Source organism: Bacillus sp. FSL H8-0545 (assembly GCF_038006105.1).
Taxonomy (GTDB): Bacteria; Bacillota; Bacilli; order Bacillales; family Bacillaceae_G; genus Bacillus_A; species Bacillus_A cereus_U.
Genome location: NZ_JBBOUO010000001.1, coordinates 1,246,416 through 1,260,856, shown reverse-complemented (window position 1 = coordinate 1,260,856; position 14,441 = coordinate 1,246,416). Strand labels below are relative to the sequence as shown.

Sequence of the window (14,441 nt, the reverse complement as noted above, 5' to 3'; positions counted from 1 at the left end):
GTTGCTATTCCTCCTTTGAACTATTTAATTTGTATTGTAACATTAAAAACAGATTTTTTTAATTAATCTGAAAATAAAACGTTTTTTCCTTTACTTAATAAAAAAAGGAAGATGAACGCCTCCATCTTCCTCATTGTTCTATCATTAATCACTACCACTAACGAAAAGATCTTCTTGAATATAAGCTAATACCATACCTGGAATTACTTTATCCCCTGCCTCTACTTCTAAAGATTGAACTTCTCCACTACATCCCATCTTAATTACTTCCAGTTTACCATTCATATCTTTAATAGAGAATAATGGCTCCCATTCATAAATTCGCGAATCCTTATTAATAGACACTTTTTCAATTATTCCATAACACGGACTCGTAATAATATCATAATACACAATCAATCATCCCTTTCTTTTATTCTATTAATATTGTTCTTCTAACCTTTGTGACTGAAAACACCCCGCTTTTATATTTTTACTAATTGTACAAAGCAATAATTGTGCCAAATGAAAATACTATATTGACCATCATTTATCAGCCATCCTCCCTAGACTTGCCCCTCTTCCTTATGAATCGTTGAATGAATTATGCAATACTGCATGATTGCCCAATCTTCAAAGCAAAAAACATCGGATCCATTCCCGATGTCTTTTGCTTTTTTATCCCGCTATTTGTGGGCAGTAAAACTCCCACCTCAAAATTCGGCTGGAGCAAAGAAGTTAGGTGGAGATCAACTGCCCGTAAACCCCCACTGATTATAGTTTCACTTTATATTTCCTGTACTTCTTCAAAATGCATTTGCGGAGGAGCTGAACGAAACATCTTCGTAATATATAGAAGGTACCCAATTCCAATAGCAGCCCAGCAAAGTCCCAAAATAAGTGAATGGATATTGAGGTTAAACCATAGTACTGCTACAGTAGCAGCACCCAAAATAGGCATAACTAGGTAATTTAAGAAATCTTTTATCGTTTTATATCTTTTTTTCTTGATTATATAGTAAGAAATCACAGACAAATTAACAAATGTAAATGCAATAAGCGCTCCAAAGTTAATAAGAGATGCTGCTGTTTCTAAATCAATGAATATAGCGAAGAGCGAAATAATTCCTACAAAAATAATATTATATACTGGAGTTCGCCAGCGAGGATGAATGTATCCGAATATTTTCTTCGGAATTACATTATCTCGCCCCATTACGTATAGTAATCGAGATACACTTGTATGAGAAGCTAAACCGGACGCAAGTGTCCCCATAAGGGTTCCTACTAAAAAGAAAGCTTGAAATAATTTCCCACCGACATATAGTGCAATTTCTGGAGATGCTGATTCTTGATTTTTAAATACAGATGTATCTGGAAACATAGATTGTGTAAAATACGTAGTAGTAATGAATAAAACTCCACCGATTAAAGCAGTAAGAAAAATAGCTCGAGGAATTGTTTTCTCCGCGTTTGGTGTCTCTTCAGAAAATGTAGTTACTGCATCAAAACCTAAAAACGAGAAACAAAGAATTGTCGCACCTGCAACTAACGGTGATATTTGTATATCTGATTGAAAAAACGGCTGAATGGAAAAGATTTCTCCTGTTCCCTCTCCGGCTAATAAGCCTTTTATAACTAGAAAAACAAATACGGCCATTACTAACACTTGAAATATTACTAAGAACGTATTGAAATTAGCAGTAACATTTACGCTAATCATATTTATTAATGTAACAAGGAGAACAAAGCCAATGACCCATACCCAACTAGGAACACTTGGGAAAAATGCTGACATATAAATTCTCGTTAATAGTGCGTTCACCATCGGTAGAAACAAATAATCCAATAACGCGGACCATCCAACAAGAAACCCAAGCCTTGCACTAATTGTCTTCTGTGTATACGTATAAGCAGATCCAGCGGTAGGAAAAACCTTTACCATTTTGCCGTAGCTTGCAGCGGTAAACAACATCCCTGCTAATGCAATAAGATAAGCTCCTGGAACATGACCACCCGTTTTTTCAGAAACGATTCCAAATGTATCAAACCCAACCATCGGTGTCATATACCCGACCCCTAGCATAACAATTGACCAAAGCCCTAATGAACGTTTTAAACCAACTACTTTTCCCACCTATCATTCCCCCTACTTTCTCTATCTAATTTCCATTTAAAAATCGACAGTTAAAAGGAAGCGTTTTCAAATAACTGTATATCACACCGGATATTACCTCCCTTTTCTTTACTTTTTAAATATTCATGCAATTTTTAAGCCAAAATTTCTAGCATTTAAAAATTCAATAGTAAAAAGAACGTATAGGTGGAGTTTGGTCTCATTTCTTCTCATTTTTTATTCATTTTGGCATAAGTTATTCAATCTCTCATACGACTAAATATGAAAAATAAAACTTTAATCCTTGTTTTTTTATTCCCACTTCCTCAAAAATTGGGCTTTTACAAGATTAAAATATTTCCATGAAATAATAACATTATGTAAACTATTCATAGCAAAAAAGCTGTCTTTTCTATAAAGACAGCTTTTTCTACAACACTATATTAAAAATTGAATACGAAGTCATCGTCTGCTAACTTTTCAACATTCGTTGCTTTTACGTAACCATTTCCTTTTACAGAGAAGAAGTCATGGTTTTTCGTATCTGTACGTAAACCATTTAAAACGATTGGGTTAATTTCTTCTTCCTCAAACTTCGGCTCAAGTCCTAAGTTCATAAGTCCTTTATTCGCATTGTAACGAACGAAACGATTTACATCCTCTACAAGACCGATAGAAGTATAAATTTCTTCTGTATATGCCAATTCAATTTCATACAGTTCCATTAATAACTCTTGCGTTTCCGTTTGTACTTCTTGTTGCTCTTTTGCAGAAAGTTCTGTGAAGATTTGTTGTGCTAAAATACCAACGAATACGCCGTGAATTGACTCGTCACGAATTATTAAGTTAATAATCTCACCACTTGCCGTCAATTTGCCTTGACCTGCTAAGTAAAGTGGATAGAAGAACCCACTATAGAATAAGTAACTTTCTAAGAACACACTTGCTACCATTGCCATGTATAACTCTTTTTTCGTTACTTCAGGCTTTAATAAACGACGATAGTAACTAGTAACAATACCAGCTTTTTTCTCAAGTAATGGATGGTTATCTACCCATTCAAAAATATCATCAATTTCTTCTTCAGTAGCTAACGTTGTGAAAATATGGCTGTAACTCTTCGCATGTACTTCTTCCATAGCGCCCATGAAAGCTAATACACTTTTCGCTTGTAAATTTTCAAGATGAACAAGTACAAGAGGCATCCCTTCGCCGCCTTGTTTCGTATCTAAAAGTGTTAAACCACCTAATACACGCTTATAAGCAATTTGCTCTTCTTTTGATAATTGTGCCCAAGTATTTTTGTCAGAAGACACTGCGATTTCTTCTTCTGTCCAAAACTGAGCGATGTTTTGCTTCCAAAACATTAAACTAAAATCATCTTCTTTTTTGTTCCAGTTTACCGCACGCATTAAATCGCCCCTTCTCTAAATAAACATAAAAAATTGATAACTAAGCATGAGCAGGGTTCAGAAAAACCCTGCTCATAATGTCTCACTTTTTATATTAAACGGTACAAGCCACGCACTCTTCCACGCTTAATTTACGTGTTCTCGTATAATAAAGACTCTTCAAGCCTTTTTTATGTGCATAAATGTAGTAACGTGCTAACTCACGTGTTGAAATATCACTATTAACATAAAGAATGGTACTAATTCCTTGGTCAATATGTTCTTGAACCTCTGCAATTAAATCAATTAATTTAAACTGATTCATATCGTAAGAAGATTTATAGTACCAGAACGTATCTTTTGATAAATACGGCATTGGATAATATGTTGTCGCATTCGCATACGTTCTTGATTCAATTTGACTTACGATTGGCATTACGCTTGAAGTTGCATTTTGAACGTAACTGATCGATTGTGTCGGAGCGATTGCAAGACGATATGAGTTGTATAAACCATTCTTCTGTACTTGCTCTTTTAAACTTGTCCAATCTTCTTTTGTTGGAATATGAATTCCTTCAAATAATTGCTGAACTTTTTCAGTTACTGGGCTGTAATCTGTCGTTTCATACTTTTCAAAGTATGTGCCGTTTGCATAATCAGACTTATCGAAGTCTTTAAATGTCTCGCCTTTTTCTTTAGCGATTTCCATACTTTTCTCAATCGAGTAGTAATTTAACATCATAAAGAATGTACGAGCGAATTCTTTCGCTTCTGCACTTTCATAAGCGATTTTATTTTTTGCTAAATATCCGTGTAAGTTCATTGCTCCAAGTCCAACTGAATGAAGCTCATCATTTGCTTTTTTCACAGTTGGGGCATTCGGAATGATCGTCATATCAGAAACAGCTGTTAAAGCTTCCATTCCCGCATGAACTGCTTCACGAATTTCTTTATTTTCCATTACGTTTACGATATTTAACGATCCTAAGTTACAGTTAATATCACGACGGATAATGTCTTCTGTACCGTAATCATTTATTTCAGAAGTTTCTTGTAGCTGGAAGATTTCTGTCTCGAATGTTCAACCGAGTTCGCTACTCCTCAGTCCGTTGCTCATGCAACTGCTGTATGTCACCATACAGGACAGACTATATCATCACCTACAGCATTACCTGGTTAGGTGCTCCGCTTTTCGAGCGCCAATCGCTTGCGCTCTACTCCCAAATGGGATAGTCGTTAGGCTTTTACTTATCTTAATCTTTCAGAAAGTCTCTTATTACTTTATGTTGTTCAATAACTCTGCTATACAAAATAATAAGATACATTCTGAACTTTTATATTTTCATTCTAAGATAAGATTTAGCACGGTAGGTTACCTCAAACTTGAGGCTTTCCCCGTTTAACGGAGTTTTCGACTAGCATTTCTGCTAGAAGGTGCTACATATTTAACACAAGTTCGACATCTTCACAGTTCCAATATCCTTCAGTGGATGCTGGTTATTTGCATTTGATTTAAACATTAAGTATGGGTAACCAGACTCAAGCTGAATCATAGCAATTTTAATAAGCATATCACGCGCACTAATATCTAGTGGCTTCTTCTTCACTTTCGGATTGCTCATTAATTCATCGTACATTTCGTCGATATCTATATCATCTAAATGTTTTCCGTACTCTTTAAATACTGTATAAGGCGCGAAAACATGGAAAGGTTCGTTTTTCTCAGCAAGCTCAAAGAACTTACTTGGAATGATAATTCCGATTGATAGAGACTGAATACGGCTCTTCTCATCGGCATTTATTTTTTTTGTATCAAGGAATTCTATAATATCCCAATGGAAAATGTTTAAGTATACAGCGCCGGCACCTTTTCGTTGGCCAAGTTGATTCGCATATGAAAACGAATCTTCAAGCAATTTCATAACAGGCACTACACCACTTGCGGCGTTATCAATACCTTTAATTTGCTCACCACGTGCGCGTAGCTTAGATAAGTTTAAAGCTACTCCACCACCGATTTTCGATAATTGCATCGCAGTATTAATGTTAAAACCGATTGAATTTAAGCTATCGTCCATCTCTAACAAGAAACAAGACACCATTTCTCCTCTTCTGCTTCTTCCCGCATTTAAAAAGGTTGGTGTCGCTGGTTGGTAGTTTTGTTTTACAATCATGCTTGCGAATTGTTTTGCCTTCGCAACATCACCGCGTCCTAAGTATAATGACACAATTGCTACACGATCTTCATAGCTTTCTAAGTATTGTTTTTGATCATTCGTTTTTAACGCATAATCTTTATAGAACTTAGATGCTGCCATATAAGATTGGAACTCGAAGTTTTCACCATAAGCGATGTTATAAACTCCTTCTACTTCCTCCAACCTATACTCGTCCAGAACGTTGTAATAGTAATCATGTTCTTTCATATACTCCATTCGCTCTGCCACGCTATTAAAATGAACGGTATTCTCTCTAGCTTCTTCCATAAAGACTTCTAATGCCTCTTTATCTTTATGAAGCTGATAAAAACCGTCCTGCATTTGCGTGATTTCATTATTCAGTTCAATGTGTCGCAATCTCCCGCACCCTTTCTTTAAAATATTCTACATCATTATTTGTTCCAGATAACTCAAATTTTGATACAATAGGCACTTCATATTTAGTAGAAATTTTGTCAGCACTTGCACCAAACATGTCTCCCCAATTACGATTGCCACTTGCAGATACGCCTTTTAATTTTTCATTATTGCGTTCTAAAAAGTCTAAAACACGTTCCGGTACATTTCCAAAACCTGTTGTATACGTAATAAGAATAAAGTCTTCATCTAATACTAGAGCTTCATCAATTTGAACGGCCGGCATATTTAATTTGTGGATGAAACGCTTCACGTTTCCTGTCATAGAATCATATGCAACTAACATTTCCGACCCTCCCTCTCCAATCTATATTCTCTGTATGTCGTTTCTTGTTTTCTCTATATATTGTATTACGTTTCAAAATAAGACACAAGATATATGTATAAATTCTTTCTTTTTTTAACTTTTACTTTTCGACATGACCGTCGATTTTTTTCAATACAAAGACTATGAAACAACATTCTAAAACTCATGTCAATAAAGTGCTTTTCAAAAAACTTGTCAACGAATTTAACCTTGTTTTTTAAAAAGTTAACAATATTTTTTGTCATAAAACAGTAAATGCTGGAGTAATATATTTCTCCAGCATCACGCAAAAAAGAACAGACCTTAAACGATAATCTGTTCCAAAAAACGATTACATTTATCAATTTTACTTTATTAAATATTATACATACTCTTTCGTTCCTCGTTACATACTAAAAGATAACTATTATAGAAAAAGATTATTATTATGGAACTTCAATTTATTTATGAAAAAAATTATTCAGGGTGCTCAATACGCAAAATATCTTTTACAAATATATGATGTGGATTCTCATCTTTATCAAGCATTGTGCATACAGGAGCTTCTTCATCAAAGTATACAATCATTCCTTCTACGTACTGATATGTATGTTGAACTTGTACAGTTACTTTAATTTCTATTGCTTGCTCATATGCTCTTTTTATTTTCTGAAGCATTTTTGCTGAACATTTTCGTTTCTCTGGATACATAACCATTCCCATAAACCTATTCCCAGCTCTATCTTTCCACATGTAATCCCAATGTGGCAAGATGCCTTGTTTAAAATCCCCCATAATTCTCCTCTCCTTTATCTTCTATTTATGAACGTGGTGTTTCTGAATATGTATAAATTACCTGTCCACCGCGCTGTGCGTTCCCGATAATATGTTTAAAATCTTCTCGATTTACAACAACTTCCCTGAACGTATAAAATACATCTTTCGTCGCAACATACTCCTTTATTTCACCATTTTTCAGCTGATCCAAAATTGCATTTGCTAATTGTTTATCCATGTATTTCACCTCTCTGCAATAGTTTATTTTATCGCATCTTCTATAGGTCGACAACGGTAAAATTATCCCGTTGCTATTATGTAATTCACTTTCATTATTTTTATAGCTATATCACTTTATTATATTCGCACTAAATATCATATACTAACATAGCTACTTCTCTATATCAAACTTTTTGACGCTCTGTATAACAAAGTTCCAAGCCACTGTTTGTTATTTTATTTTATGCTACAATATATACATAGAACTAGGAGGGATACTATGATTCGGAAAGCAAAAAAGACAGATGCGGTAGGAGTAGCACCTTTACTGTATGACGCTCTGCACGAAATTGCTGAAAAAATCACAGGTAGCACAATTGAAGCAAAAGTAATACTAGGACTTGAAACATGGTTCGCAAAAGAAAATAATCGATTGAGCTATGAAAACTGTTTAGTGGCTGAACAAGATGGAAAAGTAGTTGGAGTTATTGTCGTTTATCACGGTAGTGACGCTGAGCAACTTGATGCACCAATCGCACACCACTTAAGAGAACTACATGAAGATGAATCCATTACGTTAGAAAAAGAAGCTGAACTTGATGAGTATTATATTGACACGTTGTCAGTTTCAAATATGTACAGTGGACGTGGCATTGGCTCTAAATTAATCGATGCCGCTGAACTTCATGCAACTGAAAAAGGTCATGAAAAAATTGCCTTACTTGTTAATTTAGAAAACAAACGTGCTTTTTCACTATATGAAAAACTTGGTTATAAAAAAGATACAACCGTTATGCTCGTTGGCGAACCGTATGCCCATCTAATAAAACCATTACGGTCATTGGTTTCTATATCTTAAAAAGACAATTCTTTTTTGCTTGTTATGTAGAGAAAGAGGCTGCCAAAGGGACAGCCTCTTTTAAGTTAATTTTGTATTTAATACATTTCCATCCATCGCCTCATGAAATGTATACGTTGTACATCCCCATGGCTTCCTATGGAAAATAGGCGAACCAGACCACCCCATTGCCCTCAGTTCAGTCCCAATCATCGGATTAAAATAACTATGACCTACAAGGGCAATACATCCATGTACGAGCGCATAGCGGTGCAACATATTAGCAGCTTGCCTTGCTCTTTCTCGTACTTCCTTATAAGACTCAACATCTTTACTATAACCAACTATCCATCGTGTACGTCCAATAAACATCCATACATTAGGCTTACATTTCAACCATTTTGGAGCATAAAAACTCGTTGGAACTTCAGCTTCCCTAAAAAGAGGATTTTGCACAAAAGATAAAGAATCCGTTAATTCGGCTGTTGATCGCGCAGCACGCCTCTGATCACTCGTTACGACCAAATTCGCTGATTCAATCATCTCAATTGTTTCAATTGGTATAGGAGTTTTTTTTACTGTAGTCCCTAAATCATATTGCTTCATCCATTCACGAAATGAAATAATTGTCATTGGCTCTATAGTACTGTCCAAACGACCATGACGAATAAAAGAAATTCGCATTCTTTCCACTCCCCATTCATCACTTACGAACTATATTACGTACTATTTCTTATTGCCATCATACCATGCATAAAAAGAAAGTTATATATCCCCACCACTATCATATGTTATCGATGTGTGCACACCATCCAGTCCATCAAAATATGTAGTTGTTTCATGATGACGCACTTTCTTCAACTGCATATAAGAAAATAAAAATAATAAAATCGCTATAAAGCTCCCCACAACTTCAAACATCATTTTACCGCCCCTAATTTCTCCCACTTTAGTAGGTTATTGTATCTTTCATTATACTCCTATATAAAGATGTATGCACTTTCATCATTCCTCTCCTAAACAATATTTTTTACATATTTCCTTACAAAAAGTGAATATTTTTCGAATTTTTACTTTGGAAACATTTACAAAGTAGTAAATATAGTTCAAAATAAGAGGAAATAAAAAAGCCCAAATTATTCTTTTTTTGGGAAAACTGGAACAAGGAGAGTTGCTTATGCAGATCGCAGAAACTGGAGATATCATTGAATTTAAAGGTGGAATGCAAGGCCGTGTTCAAAAGGTAAATCAAAACTCCGTTATTGTTGATATAACAATTATGGAGAATTTTAGAGAACTAGATATGGAACCTCTTACAGTTGTAAGCCATAAAAACTATACTGTCATTAATCAACATGCATAATATAATAGAAAGAAAGGATCTGTATATCATACAGATCCTTTCTTTCTATATTAACGATTATCGATCTTTTCTGGATATAAATCGTGATTCATCATACGGTAGTCTGCCATTTTCTCATACTTAGTTCCTGGGCGGCCGTAGTTACAGTAAGGATCGATTGAAATACCACCACGTGGTGTAAATTTCCCCCATACCTCAATATAGCGTGGATCCATTAATTTAATTAAATCATTCATAATAACGTTCATGCAATCTTCGTGGAAGTCACCATGATTTCGGAAGCTAAATAAATATAGCTTTAAAGATTTACTCTCTACCATTCTTTGTTCTGGAATGTAGCTAATATAAATTGTTGCAAAATCTGGTTGTCCTGTTTTCGGACATAAACTTGTAAATTCAGGACAATTGAATTTTACAAAGTAATCACGGTTTGGATGGTTATTATCAAATACCTCTAAAATTCCCGGGCTATATTCAAATAAATATTTTGTATTTTGATTTCCTAATAATGTTACATCTTTTAAATCTTCATCTAATCTTCCTGCCATTTTAAACATCCCTTCTCATTATACCCCTCGTTTATTTCCCCATACTAACGCATGAAGCTGAGGCAGTACTTTCGCATCATTCATTTCTTTACAATTCACAGCTTTTTCAATAAGCCACTCATATTTTTCTAATAGTTTTTTTATAAGCACCGCATCATCCACTGTTTTCGTATCATCATTTCCTACTTGTAAGAAAAATGGTACATTCGGATAACGCTCGTGTATCTTAACTGCATATTCAAAATCTTGATCATCGAATACTACTACTTTTAAACTAAAATCTTTCTCTGCTAGTTTATGAATAACAGAATCTAACATCTGAAAATCTGTTTTCATAGCTGAACTTGGTGGTTTTGGAGAAATCGTTACCTCATCAATTTGAAGCAACCAATCTTGCCATTTACTCCCTTGCGTTTCTACCGCTGTTCGCATTCCATTCTCCTTTAATATAGAAAGAAGAAATTGCATATTTTTCAGCAAAACAGGATTTCCACCCGAAATCGTAACATGAGAAAAATTTTCTCCACCAATTTCTACAAGCTCATTCCAAATGTCTTCCGGTGTCATTTGTTTAATTTGATCTTTGGCCGATCCATCCCATGTAAAAGCAGAATCACACCAAGCACAGCTATAATCACAGCCCGCTGTACGGATAAACATTGTCTTTTGTCCTACAACCATCCCTTCTCCTTGAATGGTCGGACCAAATATTTCTAAGACGGGGATTTTACTCATCGAGCATCCACTCCCGTCTTACTTCCGCATAACTAGTCGGCGTCTCAAAAAGACGAACAAATTCAACACGAGCTCCCTTGTATTCGTTCGCACGATTATCTTTCGTTAATGCTTCTGCCATCTTTTCATAAATCCAAACGACCATATTTTCAGCAGTCGTATTCATTTCTGGCAATGTTTCGTTTAAATAACGATGATCTAAATAAATTTCTATTTCATTTTTCCAAATCTCTTTTATATCGCCAAAGTCAATTGCAAGGCCTATTTCATTTACATATCCGCTAATTCCAAATACGACTTTATATGTGTGTCCATGTAAATTTTTACATTTCCCTTCATAGCAGTGTAAATGGTGCGCTGCATCAAATGTAAATTCCTTGCTGACCATTACTCTTTTATTATGATATTTGAGTTGTTCACGCTGAATATCCTTGTCCATTTTTTGCAAATTTTCTACGATGCGAAATCCAAAAAAGTTATCCATTAGTTGCTCGCTCCTTCGCGTTCTTGTAGATACGTATCTAATCCTGCTTTACGAAGTTGACATGCTGGACATTCACCGCAACCATCACCAATGATTCCGTTATAACATGTTAATGTTTTTTCTCTAACAAACTCAAATGCTCCAAGTTCATCAGATAATTTCCATGTCTCTGCTTTATCAATCCACATAAGTGGTGTATGAATAACAAACGGATAATCCATAGATAAATTTAATGTAACGTTTAATGATTTCACAAACACGTCACGACAATCTGGATAACCACTGAAATCAGTTTCACATACACCCGTTACAATATGACGTGCTCCAACTTGTTTTGCTAATACAGCCGCAAATGATAAAAACAGTAAATTTCGTCCATCTACAAATGTTGATGGTAATTCACCTTCTTCATGTGTAATCTCCATATCCGTTCTCGTTAACGCATTTGGAGCAAGTTGATTTAATAAACTCATATCTAGTACCGTATGTTTAATTCCTAACTCTTTCGCGATTTCCACTGCACAATCAATTTCTAACTTATGACGTTGATTGTAATTAAACGTTACAGCTTCCACTTCTGCAAACTGTTGTATTGCCCAAAATAAACATGTTGTACTATCTTGTCCACCACTAAAAACAACAACTGCTTTTTCTTTTTTCATTTCACTCATTCTCCTTCTCTACTACGAATAAGAAGAAAGAACGTTCTTGAACTGTCACAATAAAAAAACAAAACAATACCTAATGATATTGTTGTTTCCATAGTTTTTTATAGAGGGAGTTCGCGAACCTCTCCCATGCAGTGCACGGAATTTCTTCTTTCATTGACAAAGATTATTGTAACATATTGTATACTACCAGAAAAAATTTCTGATTTTTTCCGCTATTTCACATTTCATTTCTTTCATTTTATAGTATGATTAATTTAATGTTAGAAGAGAGGAGACATCCCACTGAAACTCTTTATTATTTATCTCTTTTTAAATATATTATCCATCCTTGTTACAATGCTTTTATATCATTTATTTTGGAATCAAAAAGGGAAACGCTCTCCTAAATTAAATTCAGCTATGTTTATTGTATTATGTTGCCTCGCTACCATACTATGTATCACTTTCGCAGCAAAAACAAACTATGGATTTCAATTTGATATGCGTCATATCGTATTAATTGTCGGTACATTAACAGGAGGTCCTATTGCCGGTGCTTCCATCTTAGCTGTATTAAACATATATCGCTTTTTATTAGGAGGGATAGGTGTTTTCCCATCCTTTATAGCTTCGGTTCTACTATTCATTGTTCTACTATTAACATACAAACTGTTTAACCGAAGTTCTAATCGTATAAAAATAGCACTCGCTATCTTTTACAGCCTCATATTCGGATTTGGCTGGATACCATTTTTCCTTTCAGAGGTTACAAATACGGCAGATTATATACCACATATTATCGTGTACGAACTATGTACGATGCTTGGTACAATCCTTATTTTATATTTGCTACACATATTACAAACGCAAGTTCGTCTCCAAAATGAACTTATGAATGCTGAAAAATTTCATTTAATCGGTGAAATGGCAGCTTCTATCTCTCATGAAATTCGCAACCCTTTAACTTCAACTAAAGGATTTTTGCAACTTTTACAGTCAGATACATGTTCTGAGAAGGAACGAAAATTATATATCGACATAGCCATTAATGGTATCGAACAAGCAAATCATGTTCTTACAGACTACCTAACTTTTGCAAAACCGAGTATTGAAAAAGAACAACAATTACAAGTAGAGGAAGAATTACTCCATGCGTTATCTTTAATTACACCTCTCGCCAATTTAACAAATGTTCGTATACATTACATAAAACAAAGTACATCCTTCTTTATAGCTGGTGAAAAGCAAAAGCTGAACCAATGCCTATTAAATATTTTAAAAAACTGTATTGAGGCTATGCCCAACGGTGGTGACCTTATTCTTACATTAGTTCCAGATCATAAACATATACAATTATATATAAAAGATACAGGTATTGGTATGGATCAAGAACAAGTAAAACGCCTCGGGTCACCTTTCTACTCGACGAAAGAAAAAGGGACCGGACTCGGGATGATGGTCGTCTTCAGTGTTATTCAAGCAATGAATGGAAAGGTTGACATTATGAGTGAAAAAGGAACAGGTACAACATTTTTATTAACTTTCCCGATCATACAAAAAACGTGATGAAGTTCATCACGTTTTTTCTGTTCCTTCAACTAATTCTGCAAAAGCTTTCACCTTTCCATGCGGCTTTTGATTTTCTTTCCGAGCTTTCCAAGCGCGCTCTTCTTCTCTCTTTTTCTTTGACATACTTTTCAACTCCTTTTTCTCTTCCTCATGTAGTATTCCAAAATAAGAAATAAAACTATGCATGAGTAAAAAAGGAAAAAGAAGCGGTTCGCCGCTTCTTTTCCTTTTTCCCGCTATTTGATGAGACAGCCCGATTGTTGCGGACTAATAATCAGTGATATGCCCCTTGATTAAAGTTTCACTTTACCGCTGTAAAATTGCATGTTTCGCTTCTTTTAGCTGTGTAAGATGTCTTTGTTCGTGTAAATCCAGAAATTGAACCCATTGATATAAATTCAAATCATTAAAAATAGGATGTTTTAATCCATTTTCAAATAATTCTTTTTCATCTATCACACTATGAAGTGCATGAAACAATTCTTGTCGTGAATGTTCTAGTAATTGAATTCCTTGCAGTTTTTTCATTAATGTTTCTGTTGGTTTCATTTGTTGAGGAGCTTCTCGTTTATGTGTTCGATCAAGCGTAAGTTGGAGGTCTTTAAATGGAGCAAGTTTTCTTTCTTTTTTTTGCAAAGCATATACAAGGGCAGATGTGACAGACTGTTCAACTAAATGCAAATGATGCAAAATTTGAATAATACTCCATTTATCACGGCGTGGCTTTACATTCACCTCCGTATCATTTAACATTTCAATTTCTGATAACAGCGTGCTTCGTGTAGACTGTAATGAGTGGACTAAAGTTTCTAAACTAACATCCATATTAGATTGAAGCATAGTGCTTTCC

General features: G+C 34.8%; 18 protein-coding genes, 1 pseudogene and 1 riboswitch. Of the genes and pseudogenes, 3 read left to right on the top strand and 16 right to left on the bottom strand.

Annotation, left to right across the window (positions count from 1 at the left end):
• Positions 1-144: 144 nt before the first annotated feature.
• From MHI07_RS06640 to MHI07_RS06605, 8 genes and pseudogenes are all read right to left on the bottom strand, one after another.
• A complete protein-coding gene (locus MHI07_RS06640; RefSeq protein WP_002149602.1) occupies positions 145-393 on the bottom strand; it encodes a hypothetical protein in 249 nt (82 codons plus the stop codon).
• A gap of 373 nt (positions 394-766) precedes the next feature.
• Complete coding sequence (locus MHI07_RS06635; RefSeq protein WP_340822665.1) at positions 767-2,116, bottom strand: APC family permease; 1,350 nt, start codon at positions 2,114-2,116, stop codon at positions 767-769.
• 422 nt (positions 2,117-2,538) lie between these two features.
• The gene (nrdF, locus tag MHI07_RS06630) at positions 2,539-3,507 is read right to left on the bottom strand and encodes a class 1b ribonucleoside-diphosphate reductase subunit beta (RefSeq protein ID WP_002064394.1); all 969 of its coding nucleotides are present in this window, start codon (positions 3,505-3,507) and stop codon (positions 2,539-2,541) included.
• 94 nt (positions 3,508-3,601) lie between these two features.
• Entirely contained in the window at positions 3,602-4,552 is a 951-nt protein-coding gene (locus tag MHI07_RS06625) for a ribonucleotide reductase (protein WP_307838605.1), read from the bottom strand.
• Between the two features lie 382 nt (positions 4,553-4,934).
• Positions 4,935-6,062: pseudogene (locus tag MHI07_RS06620) on the bottom strand (ribonucleotide reductase N-terminal alpha domain-containing protein); the annotation flags it as partial.
• Positions 6,049-6,408 carry a class Ib ribonucleoside-diphosphate reductase assembly flavoprotein NrdI gene (gene nrdI, locus MHI07_RS06615; RefSeq protein ID WP_000959445.1) on the bottom strand — a complete coding sequence of 120 codons (360 nt, stop codon included), beginning with the start codon at positions 6,406-6,408 and terminating at the stop codon, positions 6,049-6,051. The pseudogene MHI07_RS06620 and the gene nrdI, both read right to left, overlap by 14 nt.
• Before the next feature lie 477 nt (positions 6,409-6,885).
• Positions 6,886-7,203 carry a hypothetical protein gene (locus MHI07_RS06610; RefSeq protein ID WP_002158721.1) on the bottom strand — a complete coding sequence of 106 codons (318 nt, stop codon included), beginning with the start codon at positions 7,201-7,203 and terminating at the stop codon, positions 6,886-6,888.
• A 25-nt stretch (positions 7,204-7,228) separates the two neighbouring features.
• The gene (locus MHI07_RS06605) at positions 7,229-7,423 is read right to left on the bottom strand and encodes a hypothetical protein (protein WP_002149609.1); all 195 of its coding nucleotides are present in this window, start codon (positions 7,421-7,423) and stop codon (positions 7,229-7,231) included.
• Positions 7,424-7,684: 261 nt separating this feature from the next.
• On the opposite strand from MHI07_RS06605, the gene MHI07_RS06600 reads away from it, so the two are divergent.
• Positions 7,685-8,263 (top strand): GNAT family N-acetyltransferase, encoded by a 579-nt coding sequence (locus MHI07_RS06600; RefSeq protein WP_204209158.1) that lies wholly within the window; start codon positions 7,685-7,687, stop codon positions 8,261-8,263.
• Between the two features lie 60 nt (positions 8,264-8,323).
• Here MHI07_RS06600 and MHI07_RS06595 read toward each other — a convergent pair whose 3' ends face one another.
• Together MHI07_RS06595 and MHI07_RS06590 are read right to left on the bottom strand one after the other, a co-directional pair.
• Positions 8,324-8,926, bottom strand: a complete 603-nt coding sequence (locus MHI07_RS06595; protein WP_204209159.1) for a histidine phosphatase family protein — start codon at positions 8,924-8,926, stop codon at positions 8,324-8,326.
• 81 nt (positions 8,927-9,007) lie between these two features.
• A complete protein-coding gene (locus tag MHI07_RS06590) occupies positions 9,008-9,190 on the bottom strand; it encodes a hypothetical protein (protein ID WP_154214432.1) in 183 nt (60 codons plus the stop codon).
• 229 nt (positions 9,191-9,419) lie between these two features.
• Between MHI07_RS06590 and MHI07_RS06585 the strand changes: the two genes are divergently transcribed.
• Complete coding sequence (locus tag MHI07_RS06585) at positions 9,420-9,605, top strand: YkvS family protein (protein ID WP_002064385.1); 186 nt, start codon at positions 9,420-9,422, stop codon at positions 9,603-9,605.
• 50 nt (positions 9,606-9,655) lie between these two features.
• Here the strand turns inward: MHI07_RS06585 and queF are convergent, their stop codons facing one another.
• Genes queF through queC form a run of 4 tightly spaced genes read right to left on the bottom strand, consistent with a single transcriptional unit; the run spans position 9,656 to position 12,034 of the window.
• A complete protein-coding gene (queF, locus tag MHI07_RS06580; protein ID WP_002158726.1) occupies positions 9,656-10,153 on the bottom strand; it encodes a preQ(1) synthase in 498 nt (165 codons plus the stop codon).
• An 18-nt stretch (positions 10,154-10,171) separates the two neighbouring features.
• Positions 10,172-10,888, bottom strand: coding sequence for a 7-carboxy-7-deazaguanine synthase QueE (gene queE / locus MHI07_RS06575; RefSeq protein ID WP_204209160.1), 717 nt, complete (start codon positions 10,886-10,888; stop codon positions 10,172-10,174).
• Positions 10,881-11,372 (bottom strand): 6-carboxytetrahydropterin synthase QueD, encoded by a 492-nt coding sequence (queD, locus tag MHI07_RS06570; protein WP_002011526.1) that lies wholly within the window; start codon positions 11,370-11,372, stop codon positions 10,881-10,883. The genes queE and queD overlap by 8 nt, the downstream gene beginning before the upstream one ends.
• Positions 11,372-12,034, bottom strand: coding sequence for a 7-cyano-7-deazaguanine synthase QueC (queC, locus tag MHI07_RS06565; protein WP_002158728.1), 663 nt, complete (start codon positions 12,032-12,034; stop codon positions 11,372-11,374). Before queC ends, queD begins: the two co-directional genes overlap by 1 nt.
• Positions 12,035-12,127: 93 nt before the next feature.
• Positions 12,128-12,171: riboswitch (PreQ1 riboswitch) on the bottom strand.
• Between the two features lie 208 nt (positions 12,172-12,379).
• Between queC and MHI07_RS06560 the strand changes: the two genes are divergently transcribed.
• Complete coding sequence (locus MHI07_RS06560; RefSeq protein WP_002158729.1) at positions 12,380-13,588, top strand: ATP-binding protein; 1,209 nt, start codon at positions 12,380-12,382, stop codon at positions 13,586-13,588.
• A 9-nt stretch (positions 13,589-13,597) separates the two neighbouring features.
• Here MHI07_RS06560 and MHI07_RS06555 read toward each other — a convergent pair whose 3' ends face one another.
• Complete coding sequence (locus MHI07_RS06555) at positions 13,598-13,714, bottom strand: DUF6254 family protein (RefSeq protein ID WP_000038354.1); 117 nt, start codon at positions 13,712-13,714, stop codon at positions 13,598-13,600.
• A 183-nt stretch (positions 13,715-13,897) separates the two neighbouring features.
• A complete protein-coding gene (locus MHI07_RS06550) occupies positions 13,898-14,431 on the bottom strand; it encodes a DinB family protein (protein ID WP_002149622.1) in 534 nt (177 codons plus the stop codon).
• Positions 14,432-14,441: the final 10 nt, after the last annotated feature.

What these genes read in the sequence shown, in the direction of transcription:
- nrdF (WP_002064394.1), bottom strand. Translation starts at nt 3,507, where the DNA reads ATGCGTGCGGTAAACTGGAACAAAAAAGAAGATGATTTTAGTTTAATG.
- nrdI (WP_000959445.1), bottom strand. Translation starts at nt 6,408, where the DNA reads ATGTTAGTTGCATATGATTCTATGACAGGAAACGTGAAGCGTTTCATC.
- MHI07_RS06610 (WP_002158721.1), bottom strand. Translation starts at nt 7,203, where the DNA reads ATGGGGGATTTTAAACAAGGCATCTTGCCACATTGGGATTACATGTGG.
- MHI07_RS06605 (WP_002149609.1), bottom strand. Translation starts at nt 7,423, where the DNA reads ATGGATAAACAATTAGCAAATGCAATTTTGGATCAGCTGAAAAATGGT.
- MHI07_RS06600 (WP_204209158.1), top strand. Translation starts at nt 7,685, where the DNA reads ATGATTCGGAAAGCAAAAAAGACAGATGCGGTAGGAGTAGCACCTTTA.
- MHI07_RS06595 (WP_204209159.1), bottom strand. Translation starts at nt 8,926, where the DNA reads ATGCGAATTTCTTTTATTCGTCATGGTCGTTTGGACAGTACTATAGAG.
- MHI07_RS06585 (WP_002064385.1), top strand. Translation starts at nt 9,420, where the DNA reads ATGCAGATCGCAGAAACTGGAGATATCATTGAATTTAAAGGTGGAATG.
- queF (WP_002158726.1), bottom strand. Translation starts at nt 10,153, where the DNA reads ATGGCAGGAAGATTAGATGAAGATTTAAAAGATGTAACATTATTAGGA.
- queE (WP_204209160.1), bottom strand. Translation starts at nt 10,888, where the DNA reads ATGAGTAAAATCCCCGTCTTAGAAATATTTGGTCCGACCATTCAAGGA.
- queD (WP_002011526.1), bottom strand. Translation starts at nt 11,372, where the DNA reads ATGGATAACTTTTTTGGATTTCGCATCGTAGAAAATTTGCAAAAAATG.
- queC (WP_002158728.1), bottom strand. Translation starts at nt 12,034, where the DNA reads ATGAAAAAAGAAAAAGCAGTTGTTGTTTTTAGTGGTGGACAAGATAGT.
- MHI07_RS06560 (WP_002158729.1), top strand. Translation starts at nt 12,380, where the DNA reads ATGCTTTTATATCATTTATTTTGGAATCAAAAAGGGAAACGCTCTCCT.
- MHI07_RS06555 (WP_000038354.1), bottom strand. Translation starts at nt 13,714, where the DNA reads ATGTCAAAGAAAAAGAGAGAAGAAGAGCGCGCTTGGAAAGCTCGGAAA.
- MHI07_RS06550 (WP_002149622.1), bottom strand. Translation starts at nt 14,431, where the DNA reads ATGCTTCAATCTAATATGGATGTTAGTTTAGAAACTTTAGTCCACTCA.